Here is a 23,165-nt window from a genome sequence, read left to right as displayed (position 1 = left end):
AGCAGGGGCACAGTCAACGGCTTCTTGCGCCGTCCTGGGCATTGCGATTCGGGCGGTCTACACCGTTTTTATTCAAGATTGCATTCGCCATGGCCAGAACCCCCAAGATCGTCGCCGTCTCCGGCGGCCTGCAGCGCCCCTCCCGCACCCTGGCGCTGGTGCAGCAGTTGCTAGCGGGACTGTCGGACGCTTTGCCCGTGGACACAAGGCTGATCGAGTTGGGCGAGCTCGTGCCCCAGTTCGGCAGCGTGCTGCAGCGCTCGCACCTGCCGCCCGCGATCGAGGCCGTGCTGCGCGATATCGAATCCGCCGACCTGCTGCTGGTGGCCAGCCCGATCTACCGCGGCTCCTACACCGGGCTGTTCAAGCACCTGTTCGACTTCGTGCACCACGAAGCGCTGATCGATGTGCCCGTGCTGCTGGCCGCCACGGGCGGCAGCGACCGGCATGCACTGGCCATCGACCACCAGCTGCGGCCCCTGTTCAGCTTCTTCCAGGCGCACACGCTGCCCATCGGCGTGTATGCGACCGACAAGGAGTTCGACAACTACCAGGTGAGCAGCGATGCGCTGCGGGCACGCATTGCCCTGGCCGTTGAGCGCGCCCTGCCGGCGTTGCGCCAGCGGGCGCACGGGCTCGTGGAAATCCCGGTTCTCTCGCTGGCCTGACCCATCCTCCGCGCAGCGAGGCATGCGGGCAGCGCACACGCGGCCCGCATGCCGGTTTCTTTTTGACGGTGATCCCGCATGACAGATACCCAATCCCCACCACCACAGGCCACACCCGATCAGCGGCCTCGTGCGCCAGACGCATCGCGCGTGCAGCGGCTGCAAAGCGACCAGGAGGCCCTGGACGCCGCGCACCGGCTGGCTGCGCTGTTCGCCCCCGGTGCCTCCGGGCGCGATCGCGAGCGGCGCCTGCCCTGGGCCGCGCTTGATCTCTGGTCCGAAAGCGGGCTGGGCGGCATCACCGTGCCGCGCGCCTATGGCGGAGCGGACGTGTCCTTCACCACGCTGGCCGAGGTGTTCCTGATCCTTTCGGCGGCCGACCCGGCGCTGGGGCAAATTCCGCAGAACCATTTCGGCGTGCTGGGCGTGCTGCGCGAAATCGGCACCGATGCCCAGAAGGCGCGTTTCTACGCCGAGGTGCTGTCGGGCCACCGCCTGGGCAATGCGGGGCCCGAGCGGCGCTCCAAGACCATCCTGCATGGCCAGACTCGGCTGGTGCAGACGCCGCAGGGCCTGCGCTTGAGTGGAGAACGCTTTTACTCCACCGGCGCATTGTTCGCCCACCGGGTGCCCACGCGCGCGCTGGACGACGAGGGCCGCGCCGTGCAGGTCTGGGTGTCGCGCGATGCGCCAGGGCTCACGGTGGTCGACGACTGGTCGTCCTTCGGACAGCGCACCACGGCCAGCGGCACGGTACGCTTCGACAATGTGGCCATCGACGCGGCCGATGTGCTGCCCATCTGGCAACTGGCCGAGCGGCCGGGGCTGTTCGGACCGTCGTCGCAGCTGGTGCAGGCTTCCATCGACCAGGGCATTGCCCAGGCGGCGCTGGCCGACGCACTGGCCTTCGTGCGCGAACGCGCACGGCCCTGGATCGACTCCGGGCTGCAAAAGGCCACCGACGACCCCTACATCATTCAGGACGTGGGCCGACTGCAGGTGGACCTGCACGCCGCGCACGCGGTGCTGCACGAAGCCGGCCAACTGCTGGACGCCATACGCGCCGCTGGCACGGTGACGGCCGAGGACAGCGCCCGCGCATCGGTCGCCGTGGCCGAAGCCAAGGTGCTGACCACGCAGATCGCGCTCGATGCCTCCGAGAAGCTGCTGGAGCTGGCGGGCTCGTCCGCCACGCGCGAGGCGCACAACCTCGGGCGCCACTGGCGCAACGCCCGCACCCACACCTTGCACGACCCCGTGCGCTGGAAGGCGCACCTGATCGGCAATTACCTGCTCAACGGTGTCGCTCCCCGGCGGCACTCCTGGAACTGAAATGACATGGCAACCCCCTGAGTCGCTTCGCGCCTTCCCCCTGGAAGGGGGACGCCGCCCCTGCGGCGGGGCGGCCCTTGCACGGCGGCCGCTGGCCTGGAGCGCGCCAGCTTCATGGACTGCGCTTGTTGCGCAATGCTCAACGGATATCTGACATGGCCCTCGAATTGTTGAACCCATCTGAAGACGCGCAGGGCGCGCCGCCACAAAAACGTACCGCTGGCGAGCCACCTGCACACCCGCCATCACAGCCCGTGCAGCGCATCCGCGACGATGCGCACTCCCTCGAAGTCGCCCGCGCCCTGGCCGCCGACTTTGCCCGTGATGCGGTGGCGCGCGACCGTGACCGCATCCTGCCCTGGGACGAACTGGACCGCTTCACGGCCAGCGGCCTGTGGGGCATCACCGTGCCCCGCGCCTATGGCGGGGCCGGGGTGTCGAACGTCACCCTGGCCGAGGTCATCGCCACCATCTCGGCGGCCGATGGCTCGCTGGGCCAGATTCCGCAGAACCACTACTACGCGCTCGAAGTGCTGCGCGTGGGCGGCAGCGATGCGCAAAAGGCCTTCTTCTACCGCCGCGCGCTCGACGGCGAGCGCTTTGGCAACGCGCTGGCCGAGATCGGCCACAAGGATTTCAAGCGCCGCACGCGCCTGACCACCGACCACCCCGACGGCTGGCGCGTGGACGGGCAGAAGTTCTACTGCACCGGCGCGCTGTTCGCGCACTGGATTCCCACGCTGGTCAGTGCGCAGCAGGACGGGCGCGATTTGACGCTGCTGGCATTCATTCCACGGAGGGCCGAGGGTGTGGCCATCGTCGACGACTGGGATGGCTTTGGCCAGCGCGTCACCGGCAGCGGATCCGTGTCGTTCGATGCGGTGGCGGTCGACCCGGCCTGGGTCGTGCCCTTTCTCGCCTCGTTCGAGCGGCCCACCACCATCGGCCCGTTTGCGCAGCTGCTCCACGCCGCCATTGACCTGGGAATCGGGCAAGGCGCATTGCAGGCCACGCTGCCTTTCGTGCGCGAGCAGTCCCGGCCCTGGATCGATGCCGGCGTGGACCGCGCCAGCGACGACCCGCTGACCATCCGCCAGGTGGGCGACGTGGCGGTGCGGCTGCGCGCCGCCCAGGCGCTGCTCCGGCGCGCTGGCCGCTTTGTCGACCAGGCACAGTCCGCGCCCGACGAGGACAGCGTGGCCGCCGCCTCCATCGCCGTGGCCGAGGCCCGCGTGCTGACCACCACTGCGTCGCTGGACGCCGGCAACCGCCTGTTCGAGCTGGCCGGTACCGGCGCCACGCTCGACGGGCTGGGGCTGGACCGCTTCTGGCGCAACGCGCGCACCCATACCTTGCACGACCCGGTGCGCTGGAAATACCACGCCATCGGCAACTACTACCTCAACGGCCAGCTGCCACCGCGCCACGGTGCGCTGTAGGGCCCGTCGCCATGTCTTTGATCTCCATTTCGCCAGGAGCCGCACCTTGATTTCTTCTCGCCCCATTTCCCTAAACCCTGCGGCCTCGCGCCGCCGCCTGCTGCAGGCAGGCTCTGCCGTGGCCCTGGCCGGCCTCGGGCTGCCGGCCGTTGCAGCGCTGAAGGAGCCGCCCGGCACCAGCAAGCTGCTCAAGGTCGGCGTCACCTCCGGGCCGCACGAGCAGACCTTCGAGGTGGTCAAGCGCGTGGCCGAGCGCGACTACGGGCTCAAGATCCAGATCGTGCCCTTCACCGACTACAGCCGGCCCAACGCCGCGCTCGATGCAGGCGACCTGGATGCCAACAGCTTCCAGCACCGCCCCTTCCTGGCTGCGCAGGTGCGCTCGCGCAGCTACAAGATCGTGGGCTTTGGGCGCACCTGGATCGGGCCGATCGCGATCTACTCGAAGAAATTCAAGTCCATTGCCGAGCTGCCCGAAGGCGCCCGGGTCGCCATACCGAACGACCCGGCCAACGAGAGCCGCACCCTGCTGCTCTTGCAAAAGGCTGGCCACATCAAGCTGCGCACCGGCATCGATCCGATAGCAGGTATCAACGCCACGCCGCGCGATGTGATCGAGAACCCCAGGAAACTGCGCTTCGTGGAGATCGAGGCCGCCCAGTTGCCACGCACGCTGGACGATACCGACGCCTCCGCCGTGAATGCCGACTATGCGATCAAGGCCGGCCTCAATCCTGCCAAGGATGGCATCCTGGTCGAGGACAAGGACGGCCCCTACGCCTGCCTGATCGCAGTGCGCGAGCAGGACCAGGCGCAGCCCTGGGTGCAGCAACTGGTCAAGGCCTACCAGACCGAGGAGGTGCGCGATTTCATCGTGAAGACCTTCGGCGGCGGCGTGATCCCGGCGTTCTGACCCCATGGCTACCCCGAAGAAGAAACAGATCCTGCTCAACGCGTTCAACATGAACTGCGTGGGCCACATCAACCACGGCCTGTGGACGCACCCGCGCGACGAGTCGGCCGCCTACAACACCATCGAGCACTGGACCGGCATCGCCCGCACGCTGGAGCGCGGGCTGTTCGACGGCCTGTTCATCGCCGACATCGTGGGCGTGTACGACGTCTACCAGGGCAATGTGGACGTGACCCTGCGCGAGTCGATCCAGCTGCCGGTCAACGATCCGATGATGCTCATCTCCGCCATGGCGGCGGTCACACAGAACCTGGGCTTCGGCGTCACGGTGAACCTCGGCTACGAACTGCCCTACCTGCTGGCGCGGCGCTTCTCGACGCTGGACCACCTCACGCGCGGGCGCATCGGCTGGAACGTCGTCACCGGCTACCTCGACAGCGCGGCGCGGGCCATGGGCCTGTCTGAGCAGCTGCCGCACGACGAACGCTACGACCGGGCCGACGAATTCCTCGAGGTGCTCTACAAGCTCTGGGAGGGCAGTTGGGAAGAGGGCGCCGTGCAGCGCGACCGCACCGGGCGTGTCTATGCCGACCCAGCCAGGGTGCACAAGGTGCAGCACCAGGGCCGCTATTACCAGGTGGACGGCTACCACCTGGCCGAGCCTTCGCCGCAGCGCACGCCCGTGCTGTTCCAGGCCGGTAGCTCAGGCCGGGGCCAGCTTTTTGCCGGGCGGCATGCCGAGTGTGTCTTCATCTCCCCGCCCAACAAGGCCGCTGCGCGCAAGAGCGTCGATGCGCTGCGCGAGCAGCTGGTGCGCGCCGGCCGGAGACCGGACGACGTGAAGGTCTTCGTCGGCGCTGCCGTGGTGACCGGTGCTACCTCCAAAGAGGCGCGCGATAAGTACGAGGACTACAAGCGCTACGCCAGCCGCGAGGCCGGGCTGGCGCACTTCGCGGCCAGCACCGGCGTGGATTATTCGCGCTACGACCTGGACCAGCCCATTGTCTACGGCGCCACCAATGCCATCGAGTCGGCGGCCCGCACCGCCGCCCAGCACGGCTGGACGCGCCGGCAGTTGCTGGAGCTGTTCGAGCTCGGCGGCCGCTACCCGGCTATCGTCGGCGATGCGGGCCAAGTGGCCGACGAGCTGCAATCCTGGATCGACGAGACCGGCGTGGACGGCTTCAATGTGAGCCGCACTGTGGTGCCCGAAAGCTATGAGGACTTCGTGGACTTCATCGTGCCGGAGCTGCAGTCGCGAGGTGTCTACAAGACTCAGTATGCGCAGGGCAGCCTGCGCAAGAAGCTGTTTGGCGAGGCGGACTATCTGCCCGCACGCCACGCGGGGGCGCAGTACCGGCGACCGGGCGCACCGGGCAGCGACAGTGCTGGTAGTGACAGCGAGAAGAAGTCAGCTATCAGTGTGTGAGCGAGGGGTGTAAACCACCCTCCAGGCCACTGCGGCTATTCAAAAAGCATGGACGCGCTCCAGCGCGTTGCGCACCGCCGCAATCGCCGCCCCGACCTCAGGCCCGTCACGGTCCCTGGGCTGCGGCAGGTCGATACCGATCGACGCGCTGATGCGGCCCGGGCCTGCCTCCAGCACCAGCACGCGGTCGCCTAGGTACACGGCCTCGTCGATATCGTGCGTCACCATCAATACGGCAATGCGGTGTGCACGCGCCACGCGCAGCAGCAGGTCCTGCAGCTTCAGGCGCGTAAAGGCGTCCACGGCAGAAAACGGCTCGTCCAGCAGCAGCACGCGGGGTTGCACGAACAGTCCGCGCGCAATGGCCACGCGCTGGGCCTGCCCGCCAGACAACTCCTTGGGCAGGCGGGTGCCGAACCCGGCCAGGCCCACCTCGTCCAGCAACTGCGCCACGCGCGCGGCATCGGTGGATTCCCCGCCGTCGAAAGCGACATTGCCGGCGACGGTCAACCACGGAAAGAGGCGCGGCTCCTGAAAGACGAAGCGGATGTCCCGCGTGGGCCCGGCCGTGGCCCGGCCCGCCAGGCGCACCTGGCCGTGGTAGTCGCGCTCCAGCCCGGCGGCAATGCGCAGCAGGGTGCTTTTGCCGCAGCCGCTGGCCCCGACCAAGGCAACGCATTCGCCTTCCTGCAGTTGCAGGTGCACGTCGCGCAGCACCTCGTGTCCGGCGAATTCCTTGCGCCGCACGCGCACGTCGAGCAAGGGGTGGTGGGTTGCGGTCGTCATCGCGTGGCCACCGTGTCGCGCCAGGCAAGCCAGCGGTTCTCCAGCGCCTGCATGCCGCTGTCGGTGAGCTTGCCCATGAGTGCCAGCAGCACGATGGCCGCCAAAACAATGTCGGCGCGTCCAGTTTCGCGCCCGTCGGTCAGCAGGTAGCCCAGGCCGCGCGTGGCAGCGATCAGCTCCGCCGCGACCATGAACATCCAGGCCAGCGACAGCCCGTTGCGCAAGCCCGTCCACACCGCGGGCAGCGCTGCAGGCAGCAGCACGCGGCGGGCCAGGGCGATTGGCCCGAGGCCCGCCATCTCGGCCACCTCGACCAGCTTGCGGTCCACGTCCCGCAGGCCCGAGGCCACCCCCATGTAGACCGGGAAGAACGCGCCAATGGCAATCAGTGCCAGCTTGGCGCCTTCGTCGATGCCCAGCCACAGCAGCAGCAGCGGCACCCAGGCCAGCGAAGGAATCGCGCGCAGGGCCTGGAAGCTCGGGTCCAGCACCGCCTCGGCACGCCGGCTCAGGCCCACCCAGACGCCCAGGGCAATGGCCAGGCCAGCGCCCAGCACAAAGCCGGCCAGCACCCGCGCGGTGCTGACCAGCACATGGCCTGCCAGGCCCTGCTCGGCCAACGCCAGCAGCGTGCGTGCGATCTCGCTCGGTGGGGGTAGCAGATGGGGCGCCACCCAGCCCAAGCGCACGGCCAACTCCAGCGCGGCCAGAAGCACCAGGGGCAGCGCGGCGCCCAGCCAGCGTGAGGGCGTGCCGCGTACTGACCGAGGACGCTGTGTGCGCAGGTCTCGCGCTAGGGTAGGGGAGGTGACGTGGGTTGCCTCCAGCGGGGGGACGGCGCTCATGGGCAGTTCAGGCCGCAGCGCCCGCCAGATGGGCGCGTGCGAACTGTGTGTCCACCAGGTCGGCGATGACCTTGTTCAGGTTGGTGCCGGGTTTGACCAATTGCTCCTCCAGCAGGATCGGCGAGGCCGCCTGCAGTGCCTTGACGTGTTCGGACGATGGCAGCGGGTTGCTCAGGTCGGTACGCAGCTTGAGTTGCAGCAGCGCCACTTCCAGGCTGACCTTGGCCTCTTCCGACAGGATGCGCGCGGCCTCGACAGTGTTGGCCTGTGTCCACTTGCGTGCGCGCTCGTAGGCGTTGATCACGCGCAGCAGCACGGCAGGATGGCGTGCCTGGAAGTCCTCGCGCACGTTGAGAAAGCCATAGGTGTTGAAGGCCACATTGCGGTAGATGAGGCGCGAGCCCGCGTCGAGCTCGCTGGCCGCCATCAGCGGGTCGAGGCCCGCCCACGCGTCCACGCGCCCTTGTTCCAGGGCCACGCGGCCATCGGCGTGCTGCAGGCCCACGTGCTCGATGTCGCTGCGTCGCAGCTTCACGGTCTGCAGCGCACGCAACAGGAAGAGGTAGGGGTCCGTGCCTTTGGTCGCGGCGACCTTTTTGCCCTTGAGGTCGGCCAGCGTGCGGATGGGCGAATCACGGCGCACCACCAGCGCAGTCCATTCGGGCCGGGAAAAGATATAGGGCGTACGAATGGGGTTGCCGTTGGCGCGCGCAAGCACTGCGGCCAGGCCGGCGCTCGAGCCGATGTCGATGCTGTTGGCGTTGAGGTATTCCAGCGCTCGGTTGCTGCCGGCGCTGAGCACCCACTTGACGTCGATGCCGTCCTTCTTGAACTCCTGCTCCAGCCAGCCGAAGCGGCGCAGCACCAGGCTGGTGGGCGAGTAGTAGGCGTAGTCCAGGCGCACTTCCTTGGGCGCGTCGGCCGCGCGCACCACGCAGGCAGGGCAAAAGTGGTGGCGCCGGCGGCGGCAGCGTGAAGGACGGAACGGCGTTTCATGGCAAGGCTCCAGCAGGGCAACAAGGGGGGAGAAAAAGCCAGGCCCCGCCGGATCACGGCGTGGGCCCGGGGATACTCGACAGGGTCTTAGAACGCTGGAACGAGCGAGCCGTTGAACTTGGTCTCGATGAAGCTCTTCACTTCGGCCGACTGATAAGCCTTGACCAGTTGCTTGGCCCAGGGCTTGTCCTTGTCGGCGCGGCGCACGGCGATCAGGTTGGCGTAGGGGCCCTGGGGCGATTCCTTGATCACGGCGTCCTTGGCCAGGGTGAGGCCGGCCTTTTCGGCATAGTCGTTGTTGATCGAGGCGATCGTCAGGTCATCAAGCGAGCGCGGCAGTTGCGCCGCGTCGAGCGGCACCAGCTTGAGCTTTTTGGGGTTGGACACCACGTCGAGCGGCGTGGCGTTGTTGTTCTTCACGGCCTCGGGCTTCAGGGTGATCAGCTTGGCCTCCTGCAGCAGCAGCAGGGCGCGGTTGCCGTTGGAGGGGTCGTTCTGGATACCCACCGTAGCGCCTTCGGGCAGCGCGTCGATGCTCTTGATCTTGCGCGAGTAGAAGCCCAGCGGCGCGGTGATGGTCAGGCCCACGGGCACGATGTCGAAGCCGCGTGCCTTGTTCTGGTTGTCCAGGAAGGGCTGGTGCTGGAAGGCGTTGGCATCCAGGTCGCCCGCCGCCAGGGCGGCATTGGGCAGCTGGTAGTCGTTGAAGACCACGACCTCGATGGCCAGGCCGTCGCGGGCCGCGACCTTCTTGACCACTTCGAAGATCTGGTCGCCGTTGCCGACGGAGACACCCACCTTGAGCGTCTTCTTGTCCTGCGCGTGCAAGGTGCCGTGGGAGGCGAGGAGGGCGGCGGAGGCCAGCGAGATCGCAGTGATCATCGCGGCGCGGCGGCGGACTGTGTGCAGCATGGTGGTCGGCATGAAAGTGTGTAAGAAGGCGCCGACTGTGGCCGTGCACGGCACATTCCCCAACGAAGAAATGCGCGCAACCTTATGCGGCTGCCACACAAGCGCGGTGTGCGAATAGGCCATTTTTGCTACCCCGGGCGGCTCGCTATGGCCTCTTACTTGAAATCCGCATAAGCACGCGCCGAATGCGTCGTTCCCTCTAGCGCTGCCCGTTCCCATACTCGGCTGCTTCGATGTTCAGGGCCTGCCCGGCATGCGCACCTGTTGTGGGCGTGCCGCGGGGCCATTGCTTTTCCATGACTGCTGTCACCCCCTTGCATCCCCCTGCGCACAACGCTGTACCGGTGATCCGGCTCGAATCCGTGCAGAAGTCTTTCACGCTGCCCAACGGCGAGCGGTTTGATGCCGTGCGCTCGTTGTCTCTGGACATCCATGCCGGCGACATCTTTGGCCTGATCGGCAAGAGCGGCGCGGGCAAGTCCACGCTGCTGCGACTGATCAACCTGTTGGAGCGCCCCGACGCTGGCCGCGTGATCGTGGGCGGGCGCGACCTGACCACGCTGTCGCGCAGCGAGCTGCGCGACACGCGCCAGAGCCTGGGGATGATCTTCCAGCAATTCAACCTGATCCAGAACGCCACGGTGGCCGACAACGTGGCTTTTCCGCTCAAGATCCACGGTCACCACACGCGCGCCGAGATCCAGGAGCGCGTGCGCGAATGCCTCAGGCTGGTGGGGCTGGAGGCGAAGATCGACACCTATCCCGCCCAGCTGTCAGGCGGCCAGAAACAGCGCGTGGCCATTGCCCGCGCGCTCGCTCCGCGCCCCAAGGTGCTGCTGTGCGACGAGCCGACTTCAGCCCTGGACAGCGAGACCACCCAGGAGCTGCTGGCCACGCTGCGCGACATCAATCAGAAGATCGGCGTGACCATCGTCATCGTGACGCACGAGTTGCCGGTGGTCGAGTTGCTGTGCCGCCAGGTCGCCATCCTGGAGCAGGGCGAGCTGATCGAGCAGTTTGCCGTGGATGCGCCGCCCGCACAGCGCCGGACCGCGCTGGGCCGCGAGATCGACACCCTGGTACGCCGCCGCGAACGCGATGCACGGGAGGACGCCGCCGCGGCTGCGGGCTATGCCGCACGCGCCAACGGCACGCAAGGAGTGGCGTATGCCTGAGAACATCGTCGCCATCCTGCCCGAGCTGGGCGTGGCCATTGGCCAGACCTTTTTGATGCTGGCCATCGGCCTGAGTGCCGCGCTGCTGATCGGCGGGCCGCTGGGCATTTTGCTGTTCCTGCTGAGCCCAGGCCAGTCGTTGGCCAACAAGCCGGTGTTTTTGGTGCTCAACTGGATCGTGAACACCGTGCGTTCGTTCCCGTTCATCATTTTGCTGGTGGCGCTGGTGCCGTTCACGCGTCTCATTGCGGGCACGTCCATCGGCCCGCTGGCTGCCGCGGTGCCGCTGTCGGTGGCCGCCATCCCTTATCTGGCACGCCTGGTCGACCAGTGCCTGCGCGAGGTACCCCGGGGCGTGATCGAGGCCGCGCACGCCATGGGCGCGAGCGAGCTGCAGATCATCTGGCGCGTGCTGATCGTCGAGGCCCGCTCCGGTCTGGTGCTGGCGTTCACGGTGCTGTCGGTGAGCTTTCTTTCCTACTCCGCCATTGCCGGCGTGGTGGGCGGTGGCGGCATCGGCGACCTTGCCATCCGCTACGGGTACTACCGCTTCCAGACCGACGTGATGGTGCTGACCGTGGCCCTGCTCGTGGTGCTGGTGCAGATTCTGCAGTTTGTGGGCACCACGGCCGCTCGTCGCCTGGACAAGCGCTGAACCCTGTTTCTTTTCCTATTTCGAGTCACATCCATGAAAAACGCATTGCTCCGCCGTTCCGTCCTTTCCCTGTCGTTGGTGGCACTGTCCATCGGTGTGCTGGTGCCGCTGCAAGCCAATGCCCAGGCCGCGAAGAAGGAGCTCACCATCGGCGGTACCGCTGGCTCCAACATCGATCAGCTCAAGCAGGGCATCGTGCCGCTGCTGGAAAAGAAGGGCTACAAGGTCAAGCTGGTCGAGTTCAACGACTATGTGCAGCCCAACCTGGCTCTCGCACAAGGCTCGCTCGATGCCAACTTTTTCCAGCATCTGGTGTACTTGAAGAAGTTCGCAGCCGACCAGAAGCTCGACATCGTCGAGCTGGTGCAAGGACCCATCGCGCCGCTGGGCGTTTACTCCACCCAGCGCAAGACTCTGGCCGAGGCCAAGGACGGTGACCGTTTCACCTTGCCCAACGACCCGAGCAACCTGGCGCGGGCCCTGGTGCTGCTGGAGCAGAACAAGCTGATCACGCTCAAGGGCGGGATCGACCCCATCCGCGCGTCCGAGAAGGACATCGAGCAGAACCCGCGCAAGTTCAAGTTCATCCCGCTCGAAGCTGCCCAGCTGCCGCGCTCGCTCGGCGACACCGAGTACGCCATCATCAACGGCAACTTCGCGATCTCCTCGGGCCTCAAGCTCACCGAAGCCGTGGCGCTGGAGAAGACGCCCGACCATTACCTCAACGTGGTGGCCGTCAAGCGCACCGACAAGGACGAGGCCTGGGCCAAGGACCTGGTGGAGGCCTACCGCTCCAAGGAATTCCAGGCCGTGGTGGACAGCAAATTCCGCGGCTACGCCAAACCCGCGTTCCTGCAGTAAGCGCAGCAGGTAAACACCCGATTGTCCCGGTATGTGCGTGCTGGCGATCTTCGATGCTGAAGGCACCTGGGGGCAGACCCATGTCTGCGACCACCTGCTGGAGCACAACCTGCAGGCTCTGGGAGTGCGCTGGGGGCGGCAATACATTGAAGCGGGCGTGCAGCCGGATATTGACGTGTTGGCACCATTGCACCGACTCTGGGGCACCAGCTCAGTAGAACGGGTACGGTGGGGAGCAGGTGAAGGCACGCGGCCTCAAACGCCTCCCGATGCCCTTGCCGTGCATTGGGTCCTGTCGGGCACATTGCTGGTCTATCTGCAGGCCAGCGATGGCTATGTGGGTGTGCTGTGCGAGGCTGGCGAATGGATTTCGATACCTGCGGGTTTGGCCTGTGCGTTGGACGCTGGCGGCACGTCAGACGTCGATCTTCTGCTATTTTTGGCCGCAGTGAAGGCACCTCCAGCACGACAGGAGCTGTCTACGTCAAGTCTTCCCTCGCACGAGGCTTTCGTCGAAACCATGCTGGAGATGACGGGGTACGCCAACGACGAGTAAGGGGGCGCTGTGGGGGCCGTCAGCGTTGAGCCTGCGAGCGAGTGGCTAGTAGCTTTGTCAAGGCTGCATTTCAATTCTGAGGTCGCACACACACCCTACGGCTGAGGTTCGGCGGGCTAAGCAGGGCGCCCCTGAGGCACCTGCCTTCTGGCACGCGCGCCGGTGTGGCCATCCAGTGCCAGCCGTACGCGACGTGCCAGGTCTTTCATTCCGTACGGCTTCTTCAGGATGTCGAATTCAACACCTTCGATATCGTCCGTCATGTTTCCATCGCCGGCATATCCTGTGGTGAGCAAAATTGCGATGCCGGGGTGGCGGCTGCGCAGTTGGCGGGCCAGCATGAATCCGTTCATGCCGCCAGGCATCAGCACATCCGAGAAAACCATGTCCGGCCGGTTGCGTGTATCGCCGCCGGGCTCTCCGATCCACGCCAGCGCGGTGGCCGCGTCGGTCTCGATATGGACGCTGTAGCCCAGACTTTCCAGCATCGCGCCTGCCAGATCGGCCACTTCGCGGCGGTCGTCCACCACCAGAATCAGCTCTGTGCCCCCGCGCTCCGACGACTCGTCGTCGTGAATCTCCCGAGCGTTTGACGGCTGGGTGGTGGCAGGGAAGTAAAGCCGCACGGTGGTTCCGATGCCGACTTCGGAATACAGGTTGACGGTGCCGCCGGACTGTTTGGCAAAGCCATACACCATGGACAGGCCGAGCCCGGTACCCTTGCCCTCGGGTTTGGTGGTGAAAAACGGGTTGACCACCTGCTTGATCAACTCCGGCGGAATGCCTTCTCCGGTATCGGTGATGGTCATCGAGACATAAAGGCCGGGCCGCAGGCCACCGAACGCGGTGACGTCCGTCCCAGTGACCTGGACGTTGGAAGTGGATACGGTCACCCGTCCACCGTGCGGCATCGCGTCCCTGGCATTGGTGATGATGTTGAGGATGGCCAGTTCGAGCTGCGTCGGGTCGACCTGGCAGTTGGCCAGGTCTGGCGCCAGGTCCATGTGCAACTCGATGCCGCCGTCCACGGTGTCTTCGATCAGGTTGCGAATGTTCTCGGCTGCAGCGTTCAGGTTGATCGGGCGCCCCTCAAGGCGTTGCTTGCGTGCGAACGCCAGCAGTTGCTGGGTTAGGGTGGAAGCTTTCTTGACGGCCGCTGCGGCACTGTCGGCGCTGGCCAGGACAGACTCATCGCCCTTGTGGGTCTTGACGCGGCGCTTGAGGATTTCCAGGTGGCCGGAGATCACTTGCAGCAGGTTGTTGAAGTCGTGCGAGATACCGCCCGTCAACTGGCCCAGTGCCTCCATCTTCTGAGCCTGCGCCAGCGCCTGCTCTGCATCGCGGCGGCGACTCACGTCGAGTTGGGAGGCGAAGAAGTAAACAAGCTCTTTGTTCTTGTTGTAGACAGGCGAGATGTACAGCGCATTCCAGAACGACGTGCCGTCCTTGCGGTAGTTGAGAATTTCGGTCGTTATCTCTGTGCGGTCGGCAATCGCTTGCCGTACCGACGCGACTGTGGCGCGGTCGGTACCGGAACCCTGCAGAAACCGGCAATTCGCGCCCAAGACTTCATCGCGCGAATAGCCGCTCATGGACAGGAACGCGCGGTTGGCAAACACAACAGGGTTGTCGGGTTGCCTTGGGTCCGTCACGAGCATGGGCATGCGCGTGGTTTCAATCGCCGTGAAAAAGATATCGTCGTCGTGATCCGATATGGTGGTCACGTTGGAACCGAGCAGCGACACCTCGGGTGCGGCGGATCCGGTGATGGGCGGCTTTTCGGGTTCAGAACTCATGCGGCATTAGACCGAAAAAGACGCGGGCGGCATGCAGGACAAGGGCCTGAAAAACGCCGATCGTTGTATGGACGAGACGCACGGATTGCACTGCCTTGCGGGTCACCAACCTCCGCCGGTGCACCAGCCCCACCACCTCGAACTGAATCAGCGAGCCAGCCGCCGAAGCATTGAGGCAACAGGCTCTGGGTCGTGTTGTTGGCTGCCTACCGCTAATCACGTAGGACAACGCGCCGACATAAACGTTGCTGGAGGGCGTCGCTGAGGTTGTAACGGCCGCCCCTCTACAATGATTTACACCCTGCCAGATTTGTTGGCAGGGCCGATTCCCCATGCCGAGAGATTTATGACCAACCTGACGACCCAGATCCTTGACGCACTGCATGACAGCAAACGGGAGGCTTTGATCCGCGAGTGGATCGACGAGGCGCGCACCCGCAATGCCGGACTTCCGCGCTCTGCCGCTACGGATGCCGCAGAGCTGGCGTCGGCCATGGCGCGGTCCTTGGGCGAGGGGGCCAGCATTGAGTCCTTCTCGGATCCAAAATGGTCGGCTTTGCAGCAGGTCCTTGCGGCGCTGTCCCGGTCCGGCGCGGCACAAGGGCAAGGTGCGGGGGAAACCAGCCTTTTCGTGCTGGCGCTGAAGAAGCCTCTGCTGTCAGCCCTGCACGGTCAATTGCAAGGCAGTGACAGTCTTCAGATCATGTCGGCATTTTGGGGACTGACCACATTGGTGGACAACATGGCCCAGTTCACGGCGACCACCTTCCAGCGTGCGCGTGAAGAGATCATCACCCGCCAGCAGGAAGAGCTGCTGGAGCTGTCGACGCCCGTCGTCAAGCTGTGGGACGGCGTGCTGGCGGTGCCGATGATCGGTACCCTGGACAGCAACCGCACCCAGATCGTGATGGAGACGCTGCTGCAGTCCATTGTGGACACGGGTTCCGAACTCGCCATCATCGACATCACCGGCGTGCCCACCGTGGATACGCTGGTAGCGCAGCATCTGCTCAAGACCGTGACGGCCATTCGCCTCATGGGGGCGGACTGCATCATCAGCGGCATTCGCCCGCAAATTGCGCAAACCATCGTGCACCTGGGCATTGATCTTCAGGGCGTCAGCACCAAGGCCACGCTGGCCGATGCGCTGGCCTTGGCGCTACAGCGCACCGGCTGGCGCATCGCCCGCCAGGTCGCCTGATCGGGACGCGGCAATCGTATGGACCGTATACCAATTTTGCGCATGGGCTCGACCCTGCTGGTCACCATCCAGGTGGACATGCAGGACCAGACTGCACTGGCGCTGCAGGACGACCTGGCAGACCGCATTGCCAAGACCGGCGCCAGCGGCGTGATGATCGATATCTCGGCGCTGGAGATCGTGGATTCCTTTGTCGGCCGCATGCTGGCCAGCATCTCTGGCATTGCCCGCATCTTGTCAGCCACTACGGTGGTGGTGGGCATGCAGCCTGCAGTGGCCATCACCCTGGTGGAACTGGGACTGTCTCTGGACGGCGTGAAGACCGCCCTGAACGTGGAACGAGGCCTGGCGCTGCTCGACCGCGCGCGCAAGGAGGCCGGTTTTGTCAGTTGAACGCGCCGGCACGCTGCCGCTGGAGTCCGAGCAACACATCGTGGCCACACGCCAGACCGTGCGCTCGCTGTGCCAACTGCTCAAATTTTCGCTGGTCGAGCAGACCAAGATGATCACCGCGGCCAGCGAGCTGTCTCGCAACACGCTGATCCACGGCGGTGGCGGCCGCATGCGCTGGGAGGTGCTGGAGGCCGGTGCGAAGACGGGTCTTGCCCTGCACTTCGAGGACGATGGCCCTGGCATCGCCGACATGAAGCTGGCCATGACTGACGGCTGGACGTCGGGGGGTGGCATGGGACTGGGCCTGCCGGGCAGCAAGCGCTTGGTCAGCGACTTTACGGTGGATTCTGCGCCTGGAAAAGGCACTCGCGTGAGCATCACCAAGTGGAAGTGAGCCTGGGGTGGAGCCATCGACCCTTTCCCATGACGGACGCCAGTTGCGTGGGGGACGCGCGGCGGTTCTGTGCACGCACGGTGCTCGACTGGGGATGGAGCGAGCTGGACGCGGGGCGCCTGTCCATTGTGGTCACCGAGCTGGGCACCAACCTCGTACGGCACGCAGAGCAGGGGCAGTTGTGGATTGCTGTGGTGCCTGCCCGGCACGAGGTGGAACTGATCGCACTGGACAAGGGCCCTGGCATGGCGGACGTGCAGCGGTCCAGCCTGGACGGCATATCCACCGGAACGGGGTCGCCAGGCACAGGCCTGGGCGCCATACGCCGTTTGGCGAGCGATTTCGACATCCATTCCGCGCCGGAAGGCACGGTGTGCCTGGTGCGGATGCGTGCCTCAGGGCAGCCGCCCGCGTCCGAGCGCCGCTGGGGCGCCGTGAGCATCGCGGCACCTGGCGAGACAGTGTGTGGGGATGGCTGGGCGGTGGCGGAGGAAGGCAACAGGCTGGCTGCCGTGGTGTCCGACGGCTTGGGGCATGGACCGCACGCTGCACAGGCGTCCGATGCTGCGCTGGCCGCGTTTGCTGCGGCCCCTTTCGATCCGCTGGAGACCTTGGTTCAGGATGCGCACCGGGGGTTGCAGACAACCCGCGGAGCAGCGCTGTTCGCCTTGCGGATGGATGCCGGTCAGTTGCACTACGCTGGGGCGGGCAACGTGGTGGGGCGCGTGCTGTCTGGCGTGTACGACCGCTCGATGCTCACACAGCACGGCACGGTGGGCGTGCAGTTGCGCAAGACGGAGGTCACCACGCAGGACATGCCCCAGCATGCTCTGGCGGTGCTGCACAGCGATGGCATCACCTCGCGCTGGAAGGCGGCCGAAGTGGTGCCGCTGCTGCAGCGCGACCCCACGCTGATCGCGGCCTCGTTGCTGTGGCGGCAGATACGTGGTCGCGACGATGCCACCGTGCTGGTGGTGAAACAGGGGAATGTTCTTGAGTGACGATCTGACAACCCGGCTGGACCAAAGCCAGGCCGAGGCGCTGGCCCTGCAGGGCGAGGTGCAGGCCCTGCGGGCCGAGCTGGAGGAAACCAACCGCGGCGTCGTGGCACTGTATGCCGAGCTGGACGAGCAGGCCGAGCAGTTGCGCCACGCCACGCAGCTCAAAAGCCGCTTCCTTTCGTACATGAGCCACGAGTTCCGCACGCCCATAGGCGCCACGCTGAGCATCGCCCGCCTGCTGCTCGACCATGTGGACGGCCCGCTCACCGCGGAGCAGGAGCGCCAGGTGCGCTTCATCCAGAGCACCTGCGAAGAGTTTTCGGTGATGGTGGACGACCTGCTGGATCTGGCCAAGATCGAAGCTGGCCGGCTCGACGTCTCGCCAGCCTGGTTCGAGATGATGGACCTGTTCGCAGCGCTGCGTGGAATGTTCAAGCCGCTCTTGGACAATGACGAACTCAATCTGGTGTTCGAGGAGCCCATGGGCCTGCCGCGGCTGTTTACCGATGACCGCAAGCTCTCACAGATTCTGCGCAACTTCGTCTCCAACGCCCTCAAGTTCACGGCGCGCGGCGAAGTCAGGGTGTCGGCCACGCTGGAAAGCGGGAACATGGTGCGCTTTTCGGTGTCCGATACTGGCATCGGCATTGCGCCCGAGCACCTGGAGAGCCTGTTCAACGACTTCTCCCAGGTCAACGCCCCCATTCAAAAGCGGCTGCGCGGCACGGGTCTGGGCCTCGCACTGTCCAAACAACTGGCCGTGTTGCTGGGCGGCTATGTCAGCGTGCACAGCGTGGTGGGTGAGGGGTCGGTCTTTTCCGTCATCGTTCCTGTCCAGATGCTCCCTGGCAAGGACGGCATCGAGAGCTGATCCACAACATGCCTACATCCGCCATGATTTCGCCGACCATAGACCGCAGCTTGCACACGGTCCTTGTGGTCGACGACAACCCCGTCACCCGGTATGCGACGGCACGGGTGATTCGTGCCGCGGGGTTTCATACCGAAGAGGCGGACACCGGCTCGGCGGCCATTTCCGCGGCTCAGCGCGATATCTCCGCGGTAGTGCTGGATGTGCATCTGCCGGACATGGACGGTTTTGAAGTCTGCCGAGTGCTGCGCGCCGACGCGAAGACCGAGCTGACGCCCATCATTCACCTGTCTGCCACCTATGTGCAGAGTGAGCACAAGGTGGCGGGACTCAATGCCGGGGCCGATGCGTACATGGTGCACCCTGCCGAGCCCGCACTGATGGTGGCCACGCTGCAGGCGCTGATCCGTGCACGCACGGCCGAAGAAAAGCTGCGGCGCAGCGAGACAAGGTTTCGCGCCATTTACGACCAAGCGCCGGTGGCCATGATGCTCATCGACGAAGCAGGCCGCTTCGCCGACCTGAATCCCGCCGCAGAGGCGCTGCTGCAGCGCCCGCGCGGCGATCTTATCGGGCAGGTGGTAACGTCGCTGGCACCCTCGGGATGGCAGGCTTTTGTGCAGAGCTGCATGGAAGCCGGGTCTGCGGTGGACTGGAAGGGCGAGTTCCCGCTTATTCGGGGCGACGGGAAGGAGGTGTTGCTTGACTGGAGCATGTCCGATCACGTCGAGCCGGGCTTGCGCATCGGCATCGCCACGGACCTGTCCGAGCGCATCGACTTCGAGCGCCGGCGCGAAGAACTGCTGGAGCGCGAGCAGGCTGCGCGGGTGCTGGCGGAGCGCCACAGCCGCACCAAGGACGACTTTGTGGCGGTGCTGTCGCATGAACTGCGCACTCCGCTCACGCTCATTACGGGCTGGGTGCACATGCTCAAACGGCCCAACACCAAACCCGAAATGCTGGCGCGTGGTATCGACGCGATCGAGCGAGGGGCCAAGGCGCAGGGACGCATCATTTCGGACATCCTGGATGTCTCGCGCATTGCCTCTGGCAAGTTGCGGCTGCACCGCGAATGGGCCAAACCGGGGGAATTGGTGCGCGTCTCCATCGACGCCGTGCGCGACCAGGCGCAAGCCAAGCAGATCACCCTGGAGGTGATGAGCGGGGACGTCGATGAGCCGGCCTGGCTTGATGTCACGCGGTTTCAACAGATCGTGTGGAACCTGGTCACCAATGCCATCAAGTTCTCAGAATCAGGCGGCTTGGTGCAGGTGCGACTGCAACACGACGGAGACGAACTCACATTGGTCGTGCAAGACCACGGTGCGGGCATCGACGCGGCTTTTGTGCCCTATCTGTTTCAGCGGTTTACGCAGAGTGGTGCTCCGGGAAACCGAGCCCACGGCGGCCTGGGCCTGGGCTTGTCCATTGTCAAGCATCTGGTGGATTTGCATGCCGGCACCATTTCCGCGTCCAGCCAAGGCGCCGGCCATGGCACGACCATGACGGCGCGGCTCATGGTGGGATACGAAGAGGCCCAGGCAGCTTCCGACGATGGGCAAGTGGCCTCACCGGTTCATGAATCTCGCATTTTGCAGGGCAAGGACGTCCTGGTCGTGGACGACAACGCCGACACCAGCGAGATGCTCAGCATCGTTCTCTCCGACGAAGGGGCGCGGGTGCGCGTAGCCGACAGCTACGAGGCCGCCCTGGCCCAGTTCGACTTGGCGTGGCCCGATCTGTTCGTGAGCGACATCGGCCTGCCGGGCCGTGACGGCTACGACCTCATCGCCAAAGTGCGGGAGCTTGAGGCGGCTGCTGGTCGACCGCACTTGCGGTCAATTGCGCTTACCGCCTTTGCGCGGCCCCAGGATCGCGACCGGGCACTGGCGGCGGGCTTTGATCAGCACCTGGGCAAGCCGCTGCAACCCCACTTGCTGTTGCAGGCCCTGTCCTAGGCCGCCGGACCACCTCAGAAAGCCTGACGCGGGACGCAGGGGCACGCACAGGGCAAGTGCACTTGCCGCACAGTCGTACGAACGTTCCCCAAAGTCAGGATGATTGCGCGTACGAAAAGTGCGGGCACCGCAAGTCGGGGCAAGATGAGGGCAATGCGGCCACTCAGGTGGTCCGCTGCGGCTACTACTGTCTGTGCTGGGCGAGGACATTGAGCGGGATGCGCAGATACGCCACGCCGTTGTCTTCTGCCGGTGGCAACTGCCCCGCACGGATGTTGACCTGGATCGACGGCAGAATGAGCGTGGGCATTTCGAGCGTCGCATCCCGGGCATTCCGCAGCGCTACGAACTCGTCTTCGCTGACTCCGTCGCGCACATGGATATTGGACGCGCGCTGCTCCGCAACCGTTGTTTCCCACGCCGCGTCGCGGACTTCCGGGGGATAGTCGTGGCATACAAACACGCGCGTCTCCGATGGGAGTTCGAGCAGGCGGTGGATTGATCGATACAGCGTATGCGCGTTACCACCTGGAAAGTCTGCACGCGCGGTGCCGACGTCCGGCATGAACAGCGTGTCGCCGGTGAAAACGGCGTCTTCGATCACGTACGCGAGGTCGGCTGGAGTATGCCCCGGCACCCACAGGGCAGTGGCTTTCACGTCACCGATGTGGAAGACCTCTCCGTCTTTGAGCAGGTGATCGAACTGGTTGCCATCGGGCAAGAACGCGGGCCCCAGGTTGTACAGCTGCTTGAACGTTGCCTGCACCTCGCGGATGCGCTCTCCGATGGCGATCTTGCCGCCGACCTGCTCCTGAACATAGTGGGCGCCAGAGAGGTGGTCCGCATGGGCATGCGTTTCAAGAATCCACTCCACGGTGATCTCGTTCGCGCGAACGTAGTCGAGCAATGCATCGGCGGACTTCGTGCTGGTGTGGCCTGACTTGGAGTCGTAGTCCAGAACGGGGTCGATGATGGCGGCGCGCCGGCTCGCCGCGTCGGTCACCACATACGAGACCGTGCCGGTTGTGGTGTCGAAGAACGATTGGATGGAGATCCGGCTCATGATCGGCTCGCTTCAGTATGTTGACTTTGATTATATATTTTAATATATTGTTTCCCAGCTACCCAATGCGATCACATGGCAAACCAGTCTCTCACCCTTGACCCGCAGGCATTGCGAAGCGCCGCTGGGCAGGCCGTGGCCACCCTCAAGGTCCTCGCCAACGAGGACCGGCTGCTTTTGCTGTGCCAGCTTTCGCAGGGCGAAATGTGCGTGAGCGAAATGGAAGAGGCCCTGGGCATTCGCCAGCCAACCTTGTCTCAGCAGCTGGGCGTACTGCGATCAGAAGAGGTCGTGTCCACGCGACGTCAGGGCAAGAACATTTACTACTCTGTCGCAGATGCGGCGTTGCTTGACATCCTGGCGGTGCTCTACCGCCTGTACTGCCCGAAGGATTGACCATGGCCATCGACTGGAATGCTTTCACCCCGTGGTCGTCGCTGGCGGGCGGCATGCTGATTGGCGCCGCAGCCGCGCTGCTGGTTTTGTTCAATGGGCGCATCGCCGGGATCAGCGGGATCCTGGGGGGCATGCTCAAACCTTCAAAAGGGGAGGGGGCGTGGAGGGCGACGTTTATCGCGGGCCTGCTGACCGCGCCGCTGGTGTTCGCGCTGTGCCGTGACCTACCGCGGCCTCAGATAGATGCGGACACAGCAGCATTGGTTCTGGCCGGCGTCCTGGTCGGCGTCGGTACGCGTTACGGCGCGGGCTGCACCAGCGGCCACGGGGTGTGTGGACTCTCCCGGCTGTCATTGCGGTCGTTGGTGACCACGTTGCTGTTCATGGCCGCTGGGTTTGCGACGGTGTTCGTTGTCCGGCACCTGTTTTGAATCAGGAGGTCTTCACCATGCTTCTTCTTACTGCCTTCGTGTCTGGCCTGGTGTTCGGCATCGGGCTCATCGTGTCCGGCATGGCCGATCCAAACAAGGTACTTGGCTTTCTCGATCTGGCCGGACCTTGGGACCCGTCATTGGGTTTTGTGATGGCAGGCGCCATTGGCATCGGGCTGGTGGCCTTTGCCATTGCCAAGCGCAGGACGCAGTCGTTTTTGGGTACGCCGATGAAGCTTCCGGACGCCCGCGGCATCGATCGCCGCCTGGTCAGCGGTAGCCTGCTGTTTGGCGTCGGCTGGGGCGTGGCGGGGTTTTGTCCCGGGCCCGCACTGGTGGCCGTCGGAATGGGCGAGGCCAAAGCCATCATCTTTGTCGCGGCGATGCTTGTCGGCATGGGCATTTTCGAACTGATGGAGCGTTGGAAGGCCGCGCGCTGATCCAGCCATCGGCGCCGTCCAAGGTGCGGCCTTGTGTGCCAGAGCTCAGCGCTTGCTGCCGCTGTAGCGCAGCCTCCCGAGCACCATCACCAACGCGGGCTCCGCGGCTTTGGCATTTTCATCTGCCACCTGGGTCATGACGATCACCGTGGTATCGCCCAGGCTCGCTTTGAAGAAGCGCGCCTCGTGCGGCAGGTCCTGGCCCAACAGGCTGACCACAAAGCGCTGGGAGACGCCCTTGTTGTCCTGGCCCGCCACTTGGCGGGTAACAGGTGTGGCAGTCGTGGCGCCCATTCGGACCTGCTGTGCGGTGTTGGCACGTGCTGCGTTCTCGCGATTGCGCGCTGCCGTGGCCGCAAACTTTTCGATGTCCTGGGTGGCCAACAGTGGGCTGAACATCAAGGTTACGACGGCTTCGTCGGGCCCCTCCACATCGATGCTGCGCAGGCGGGTTCCGTCCTGCGCGACAACGTCTTCGGCCACTTTCCACTCCACGGGATGCTCAAAGCTCACACCATCCTTGTTGTAGATAACCGTTGGCGCAGCGTGGGCAGCAGGTAGTGCGGTAAGCAAAAATAAGGCGATGGCGGCCAGACACTGGAAGAGATGGAAGGCAGTGCGGCGGGGCGGGTTGGTGAAAGACATGGTCAAGAC

The 23,165-nt window shown here is 65.1% G+C and carries 25 protein-coding genes; 18 read left to right on the top strand and 7 right to left on the bottom strand.

Going from position 1 to position 23,165, the window contains the following annotated elements:
• Positions 1 to 89 precede the first annotated feature (89 nt).
• The 5 genes from msuE to ACSQ3N_RS13945 all read left to right on the top strand — a co-directional run bounded on the left by msuE (position 90) and on the right by ACSQ3N_RS13945 (position 5,781).
• Positions 90 to 668, top strand: coding sequence for an FMN reductase (msuE, locus tag ACSQ3N_RS13965; protein WP_436146594.1), 579 nt, complete (start codon positions 90 to 92; stop codon positions 666 to 668).
• Between the two features lie 78 nt (positions 669 to 746).
• Positions 747 to 2,000 carry an SfnB family sulfur acquisition oxidoreductase gene (locus ACSQ3N_RS13960; RefSeq protein ID WP_436146593.1) on the top strand — a complete coding sequence of 418 codons (1,254 nt, stop codon included), beginning with the start codon at positions 747 to 749 and terminating at the stop codon, positions 1,998 to 2,000.
• Between the two features lie 155 nt (positions 2,001 to 2,155).
• The gene (locus ACSQ3N_RS13955; protein WP_436146592.1) at positions 2,156 to 3,439 is read left to right on the top strand and encodes an SfnB family sulfur acquisition oxidoreductase; all 1,284 of its coding nucleotides are present in this window, start codon (positions 2,156 to 2,158) and stop codon (positions 3,437 to 3,439) included.
• Between the two features lie 100 nt (positions 3,440 to 3,539).
• On the top strand, positions 3,540 to 4,352 hold the full coding sequence (locus ACSQ3N_RS13950) for a MetQ/NlpA family ABC transporter substrate-binding protein (RefSeq protein ID WP_436147956.1): 813 nt from the start codon (positions 3,540 to 3,542) through the stop codon (positions 4,350 to 4,352).
• A gap of 4 nt (positions 4,353 to 4,356) precedes the next feature.
• Positions 4,357 to 5,781, top strand: coding sequence for an LLM class flavin-dependent oxidoreductase (locus tag ACSQ3N_RS13945; protein WP_436146591.1), 1,425 nt, complete (start codon positions 4,357 to 4,359; stop codon positions 5,779 to 5,781).
• 39 nt (positions 5,782 to 5,820) lie between these two features.
• On the opposite strand, the gene ACSQ3N_RS13940 is transcribed toward ACSQ3N_RS13945, so the two are convergent.
• From ACSQ3N_RS13940 to ACSQ3N_RS13925, 4 genes are all read right to left on the bottom strand, one after another.
• The gene (locus ACSQ3N_RS13940) at positions 5,821 to 6,567 is read right to left on the bottom strand and encodes an ABC transporter ATP-binding protein (protein ID WP_436146590.1); all 747 of its coding nucleotides are present in this window, start codon (positions 6,565 to 6,567) and stop codon (positions 5,821 to 5,823) included.
• Positions 6,564 to 7,412 (bottom strand): ABC transporter permease, encoded by an 849-nt coding sequence (locus ACSQ3N_RS13935; RefSeq protein WP_436146589.1) that lies wholly within the window; start codon positions 7,410 to 7,412, stop codon positions 6,564 to 6,566. The genes ACSQ3N_RS13940 and ACSQ3N_RS13935 overlap by 4 nt, the downstream gene beginning before the upstream one ends.
• Positions 7,413 to 7,419: 7 nt before the next feature.
• Complete coding sequence (locus ACSQ3N_RS13930) at positions 7,420 to 8,346, bottom strand: aliphatic sulfonate ABC transporter substrate-binding protein (RefSeq protein WP_436146588.1); 927 nt, start codon at positions 8,344 to 8,346, stop codon at positions 7,420 to 7,422.
• A 149-nt stretch (positions 8,347 to 8,495) separates the two neighbouring features.
• A complete protein-coding gene (locus tag ACSQ3N_RS13925) occupies positions 8,496 to 9,320 on the bottom strand; it encodes a MetQ/NlpA family ABC transporter substrate-binding protein (protein WP_056166531.1) in 825 nt (274 codons plus the stop codon).
• Positions 9,321 to 9,616: 296 nt separating this feature from the next.
• Between ACSQ3N_RS13925 and ACSQ3N_RS13920 the strand changes: the two genes are divergently transcribed.
• The 4 genes from ACSQ3N_RS13920 to ACSQ3N_RS13905 are packed head-to-tail and all read left to right on the top strand — an operon-like array spanning position 9,617 to position 12,567.
• On the top strand, positions 9,617 to 10,495 hold the full coding sequence (locus ACSQ3N_RS13920) for a methionine ABC transporter ATP-binding protein (RefSeq protein WP_056166086.1): 879 nt from the start codon (positions 9,617 to 9,619) through the stop codon (positions 10,493 to 10,495).
• Entirely contained in the window at positions 10,488 to 11,150 is a 663-nt protein-coding gene (locus ACSQ3N_RS13915; RefSeq protein WP_056166091.1) for a methionine ABC transporter permease, read from the top strand. The genes ACSQ3N_RS13920 and ACSQ3N_RS13915 overlap by 8 nt, the downstream gene beginning before the upstream one ends.
• 33 nt (positions 11,151 to 11,183) lie before the next feature.
• Positions 11,184 to 12,011 (top strand): MetQ/NlpA family ABC transporter substrate-binding protein, encoded by an 828-nt coding sequence (locus ACSQ3N_RS13910; RefSeq protein ID WP_056166096.1) that lies wholly within the window; start codon positions 11,184 to 11,186, stop codon positions 12,009 to 12,011.
• A gap of 31 nt (positions 12,012 to 12,042) precedes the next feature.
• A complete protein-coding gene (locus ACSQ3N_RS13905) occupies positions 12,043 to 12,567 on the top strand; it encodes a hypothetical protein (RefSeq protein WP_436146587.1) in 525 nt (174 codons plus the stop codon).
• Positions 12,568 to 12,683: 116 nt separating this feature from the next.
• On the opposite strand, the gene ACSQ3N_RS13900 is transcribed toward ACSQ3N_RS13905, so the two are convergent.
• Positions 12,684 to 14,363: a histidine kinase famiy protein gene (locus ACSQ3N_RS13900; protein WP_056166102.1), complete on the bottom strand. Its 1,680-nt coding sequence runs from the start codon at positions 14,361 to 14,363 to the stop codon at positions 12,684 to 12,686.
• A 346-nt stretch (positions 14,364 to 14,709) separates the two neighbouring features.
• On the opposite strand from ACSQ3N_RS13900, the gene ACSQ3N_RS13895 reads away from it, so the two are divergent.
• From ACSQ3N_RS13895 to ACSQ3N_RS13870, 6 genes are read left to right on the top strand one after another with little or no spacing between them, the layout of a single operon-like run.
• Positions 14,710 to 15,564 carry an STAS domain-containing protein gene (locus tag ACSQ3N_RS13895; RefSeq protein WP_056166105.1) on the top strand — a complete coding sequence of 285 codons (855 nt, stop codon included), beginning with the start codon at positions 14,710 to 14,712 and terminating at the stop codon, positions 15,562 to 15,564.
• An 18-nt stretch (positions 15,565 to 15,582) separates the two neighbouring features.
• Positions 15,583 to 15,957 (top strand): STAS domain-containing protein, encoded by a 375-nt coding sequence (locus tag ACSQ3N_RS13890; RefSeq protein ID WP_056166108.1) that lies wholly within the window; start codon positions 15,583 to 15,585, stop codon positions 15,955 to 15,957.
• On the top strand, positions 15,947 to 16,351 hold the full coding sequence (locus ACSQ3N_RS13885; protein ID WP_056166110.1) for an anti-sigma regulatory factor: 405 nt from the start codon (positions 15,947 to 15,949) through the stop codon (positions 16,349 to 16,351). Before ACSQ3N_RS13890 ends, ACSQ3N_RS13885 begins: the two co-directional genes overlap by 11 nt.
• A 29-nt stretch (positions 16,352 to 16,380) precedes the next feature.
• Positions 16,381 to 17,352, top strand: coding sequence for an ATP-binding protein (locus tag ACSQ3N_RS13880; RefSeq protein WP_056166534.1), 972 nt, complete (start codon positions 16,381 to 16,383; stop codon positions 17,350 to 17,352).
• A 16-nt stretch (positions 17,353 to 17,368) separates the two neighbouring features.
• The gene (locus ACSQ3N_RS13875; RefSeq protein WP_369817137.1) at positions 17,369 to 18,223 is read left to right on the top strand and encodes a sensor histidine kinase; all 855 of its coding nucleotides are present in this window, start codon (positions 17,369 to 17,371) and stop codon (positions 18,221 to 18,223) included.
• Between the two features lie 23 nt (positions 18,224 to 18,246).
• Positions 18,247 to 20,181, top strand: coding sequence for a hybrid sensor histidine kinase/response regulator (locus tag ACSQ3N_RS13870; protein WP_369817135.1), 1,935 nt, complete (start codon positions 18,247 to 18,249; stop codon positions 20,179 to 20,181).
• Between the two features lie 184 nt (positions 20,182 to 20,365).
• On the opposite strand, the gene ACSQ3N_RS13865 is transcribed toward ACSQ3N_RS13870, so the two are convergent.
• Positions 20,366 to 21,244 carry an MBL fold metallo-hydrolase gene (locus tag ACSQ3N_RS13865; protein WP_056166119.1) on the bottom strand — a complete coding sequence of 293 codons (879 nt, stop codon included), beginning with the start codon at positions 21,242 to 21,244 and terminating at the stop codon, positions 20,366 to 20,368.
• Between the two features lie 75 nt (positions 21,245 to 21,319).
• Between ACSQ3N_RS13865 and ACSQ3N_RS13860 the strand changes: the two genes are divergently transcribed.
• Genes ACSQ3N_RS13860 through ACSQ3N_RS13850 form a run of 3 tightly spaced genes read left to right on the top strand, consistent with a single transcriptional unit; the run spans position 21,320 to position 22,511 of the window.
• On the top strand, positions 21,320 to 21,640 hold the full coding sequence (locus ACSQ3N_RS13860; RefSeq protein ID WP_056166123.1) for an ArsR/SmtB family transcription factor: 321 nt from the start codon (positions 21,320 to 21,322) through the stop codon (positions 21,638 to 21,640).
• A 2-nt stretch (positions 21,641 to 21,642) separates the two neighbouring features.
• Entirely contained in the window at positions 21,643 to 22,071 is a 429-nt protein-coding gene (locus ACSQ3N_RS13855; protein WP_056166126.1) for a YeeE/YedE family protein, read from the top strand.
• Positions 22,072 to 22,088: 17 nt separating this feature from the next.
• Entirely contained in the window at positions 22,089 to 22,511 is a 423-nt protein-coding gene (locus ACSQ3N_RS13850; RefSeq protein WP_056166538.1) for a DUF6691 family protein, read from the top strand.
• 45 nt (positions 22,512 to 22,556) lie between these two features.
• On the opposite strand, the gene ACSQ3N_RS13845 is transcribed toward ACSQ3N_RS13850, so the two are convergent.
• Positions 22,557 to 23,156: a hypothetical protein gene (locus ACSQ3N_RS13845; RefSeq protein WP_156372019.1), complete on the bottom strand. Its 600-nt coding sequence runs from the start codon at positions 23,154 to 23,156 to the stop codon at positions 22,557 to 22,559.
• Positions 23,157 to 23,165: the final 9 nt, after the last annotated feature.

It is taken from the genome of Acidovorax sp. LjRoot194 (assembly GCF_964253015.1).
Classification (GTDB): Bacteria; Pseudomonadota; Gammaproteobacteria; order Burkholderiales; family Burkholderiaceae_C; genus Acidovorax.
Note: the sequence above shows the minus strand (reverse complement) of the source record. Positions and strands in the feature narration are given on the sequence as shown.

Bases quoted from the DNA above. Each gene is read 5' to 3' on its own strand.
- msuE (WP_436146594.1), top strand. From the start codon at position 90: ATGGCCAGAACCCCCAAGATCGTCGCCGTCTCCGGCGGCCTGCAGCGC.
- ACSQ3N_RS13960 (WP_436146593.1), top strand. From the start codon at position 747: ATGACAGATACCCAATCCCCACCACCACAGGCCACACCCGATCAGCGG.
- ACSQ3N_RS13955 (WP_436146592.1), top strand. From the start codon at position 2,156: ATGGCCCTCGAATTGTTGAACCCATCTGAAGACGCGCAGGGCGCGCCG.
- ACSQ3N_RS13945 (WP_436146591.1), top strand. From the start codon at position 4,357: ATGGCTACCCCGAAGAAGAAACAGATCCTGCTCAACGCGTTCAACATG.
- ACSQ3N_RS13940 (WP_436146590.1), bottom strand. From the start codon at position 6,567: ATGACGACCGCAACCCACCACCCCTTGCTCGACGTGCGCGTGCGGCGC.
- ACSQ3N_RS13935 (WP_436146589.1), bottom strand. From the start codon at position 7,412: ATGAGCGCCGTCCCCCCGCTGGAGGCAACCCACGTCACCTCCCCTACC.
- ACSQ3N_RS13925 (WP_056166531.1), bottom strand. From the start codon at position 9,320: ATGCTGCACACAGTCCGCCGCCGCGCCGCGATGATCACTGCGATCTCG.
- ACSQ3N_RS13920 (WP_056166086.1), top strand. From the start codon at position 9,617: ATGACTGCTGTCACCCCCTTGCATCCCCCTGCGCACAACGCTGTACCG.
- ACSQ3N_RS13915 (WP_056166091.1), top strand. From the start codon at position 10,488: ATGCCTGAGAACATCGTCGCCATCCTGCCCGAGCTGGGCGTGGCCATT.
- ACSQ3N_RS13910 (WP_056166096.1), top strand. From the start codon at position 11,184: ATGAAAAACGCATTGCTCCGCCGTTCCGTCCTTTCCCTGTCGTTGGTG.
- ACSQ3N_RS13905 (WP_436146587.1), top strand. From the start codon at position 12,043: ATGTGCGTGCTGGCGATCTTCGATGCTGAAGGCACCTGGGGGCAGACC.
- ACSQ3N_RS13900 (WP_056166102.1), bottom strand. From the start codon at position 14,363: ATGAGTTCTGAACCCGAAAAGCCGCCCATCACCGGATCCGCCGCACCC.
- ACSQ3N_RS13895 (WP_056166105.1), top strand. From the start codon at position 14,710: ATGACCAACCTGACGACCCAGATCCTTGACGCACTGCATGACAGCAAA.
- ACSQ3N_RS13890 (WP_056166108.1), top strand. From the start codon at position 15,583: ATGGACCGTATACCAATTTTGCGCATGGGCTCGACCCTGCTGGTCACC.
- ACSQ3N_RS13880 (WP_056166534.1), top strand. From the start codon at position 16,381: ATGACGGACGCCAGTTGCGTGGGGGACGCGCGGCGGTTCTGTGCACGC.
- ACSQ3N_RS13870 (WP_369817135.1), top strand. From the start codon at position 18,247: ATGATTTCGCCGACCATAGACCGCAGCTTGCACACGGTCCTTGTGGTC.
- ACSQ3N_RS13865 (WP_056166119.1), bottom strand. From the start codon at position 21,244: ATGAGCCGGATCTCCATCCAATCGTTCTTCGACACCACAACCGGCACG.
- ACSQ3N_RS13860 (WP_056166123.1), top strand. From the start codon at position 21,320: ATGGCAAACCAGTCTCTCACCCTTGACCCGCAGGCATTGCGAAGCGCC.
- ACSQ3N_RS13855 (WP_056166126.1), top strand. From the start codon at position 21,643: ATGGCCATCGACTGGAATGCTTTCACCCCGTGGTCGTCGCTGGCGGGC.
- ACSQ3N_RS13850 (WP_056166538.1), top strand. From the start codon at position 22,089: ATGCTTCTTCTTACTGCCTTCGTGTCTGGCCTGGTGTTCGGCATCGGG.
- ACSQ3N_RS13845 (WP_156372019.1), bottom strand. From the start codon at position 23,156: ATGTCTTTCACCAACCCGCCCCGCCGCACTGCCTTCCATCTCTTCCAG.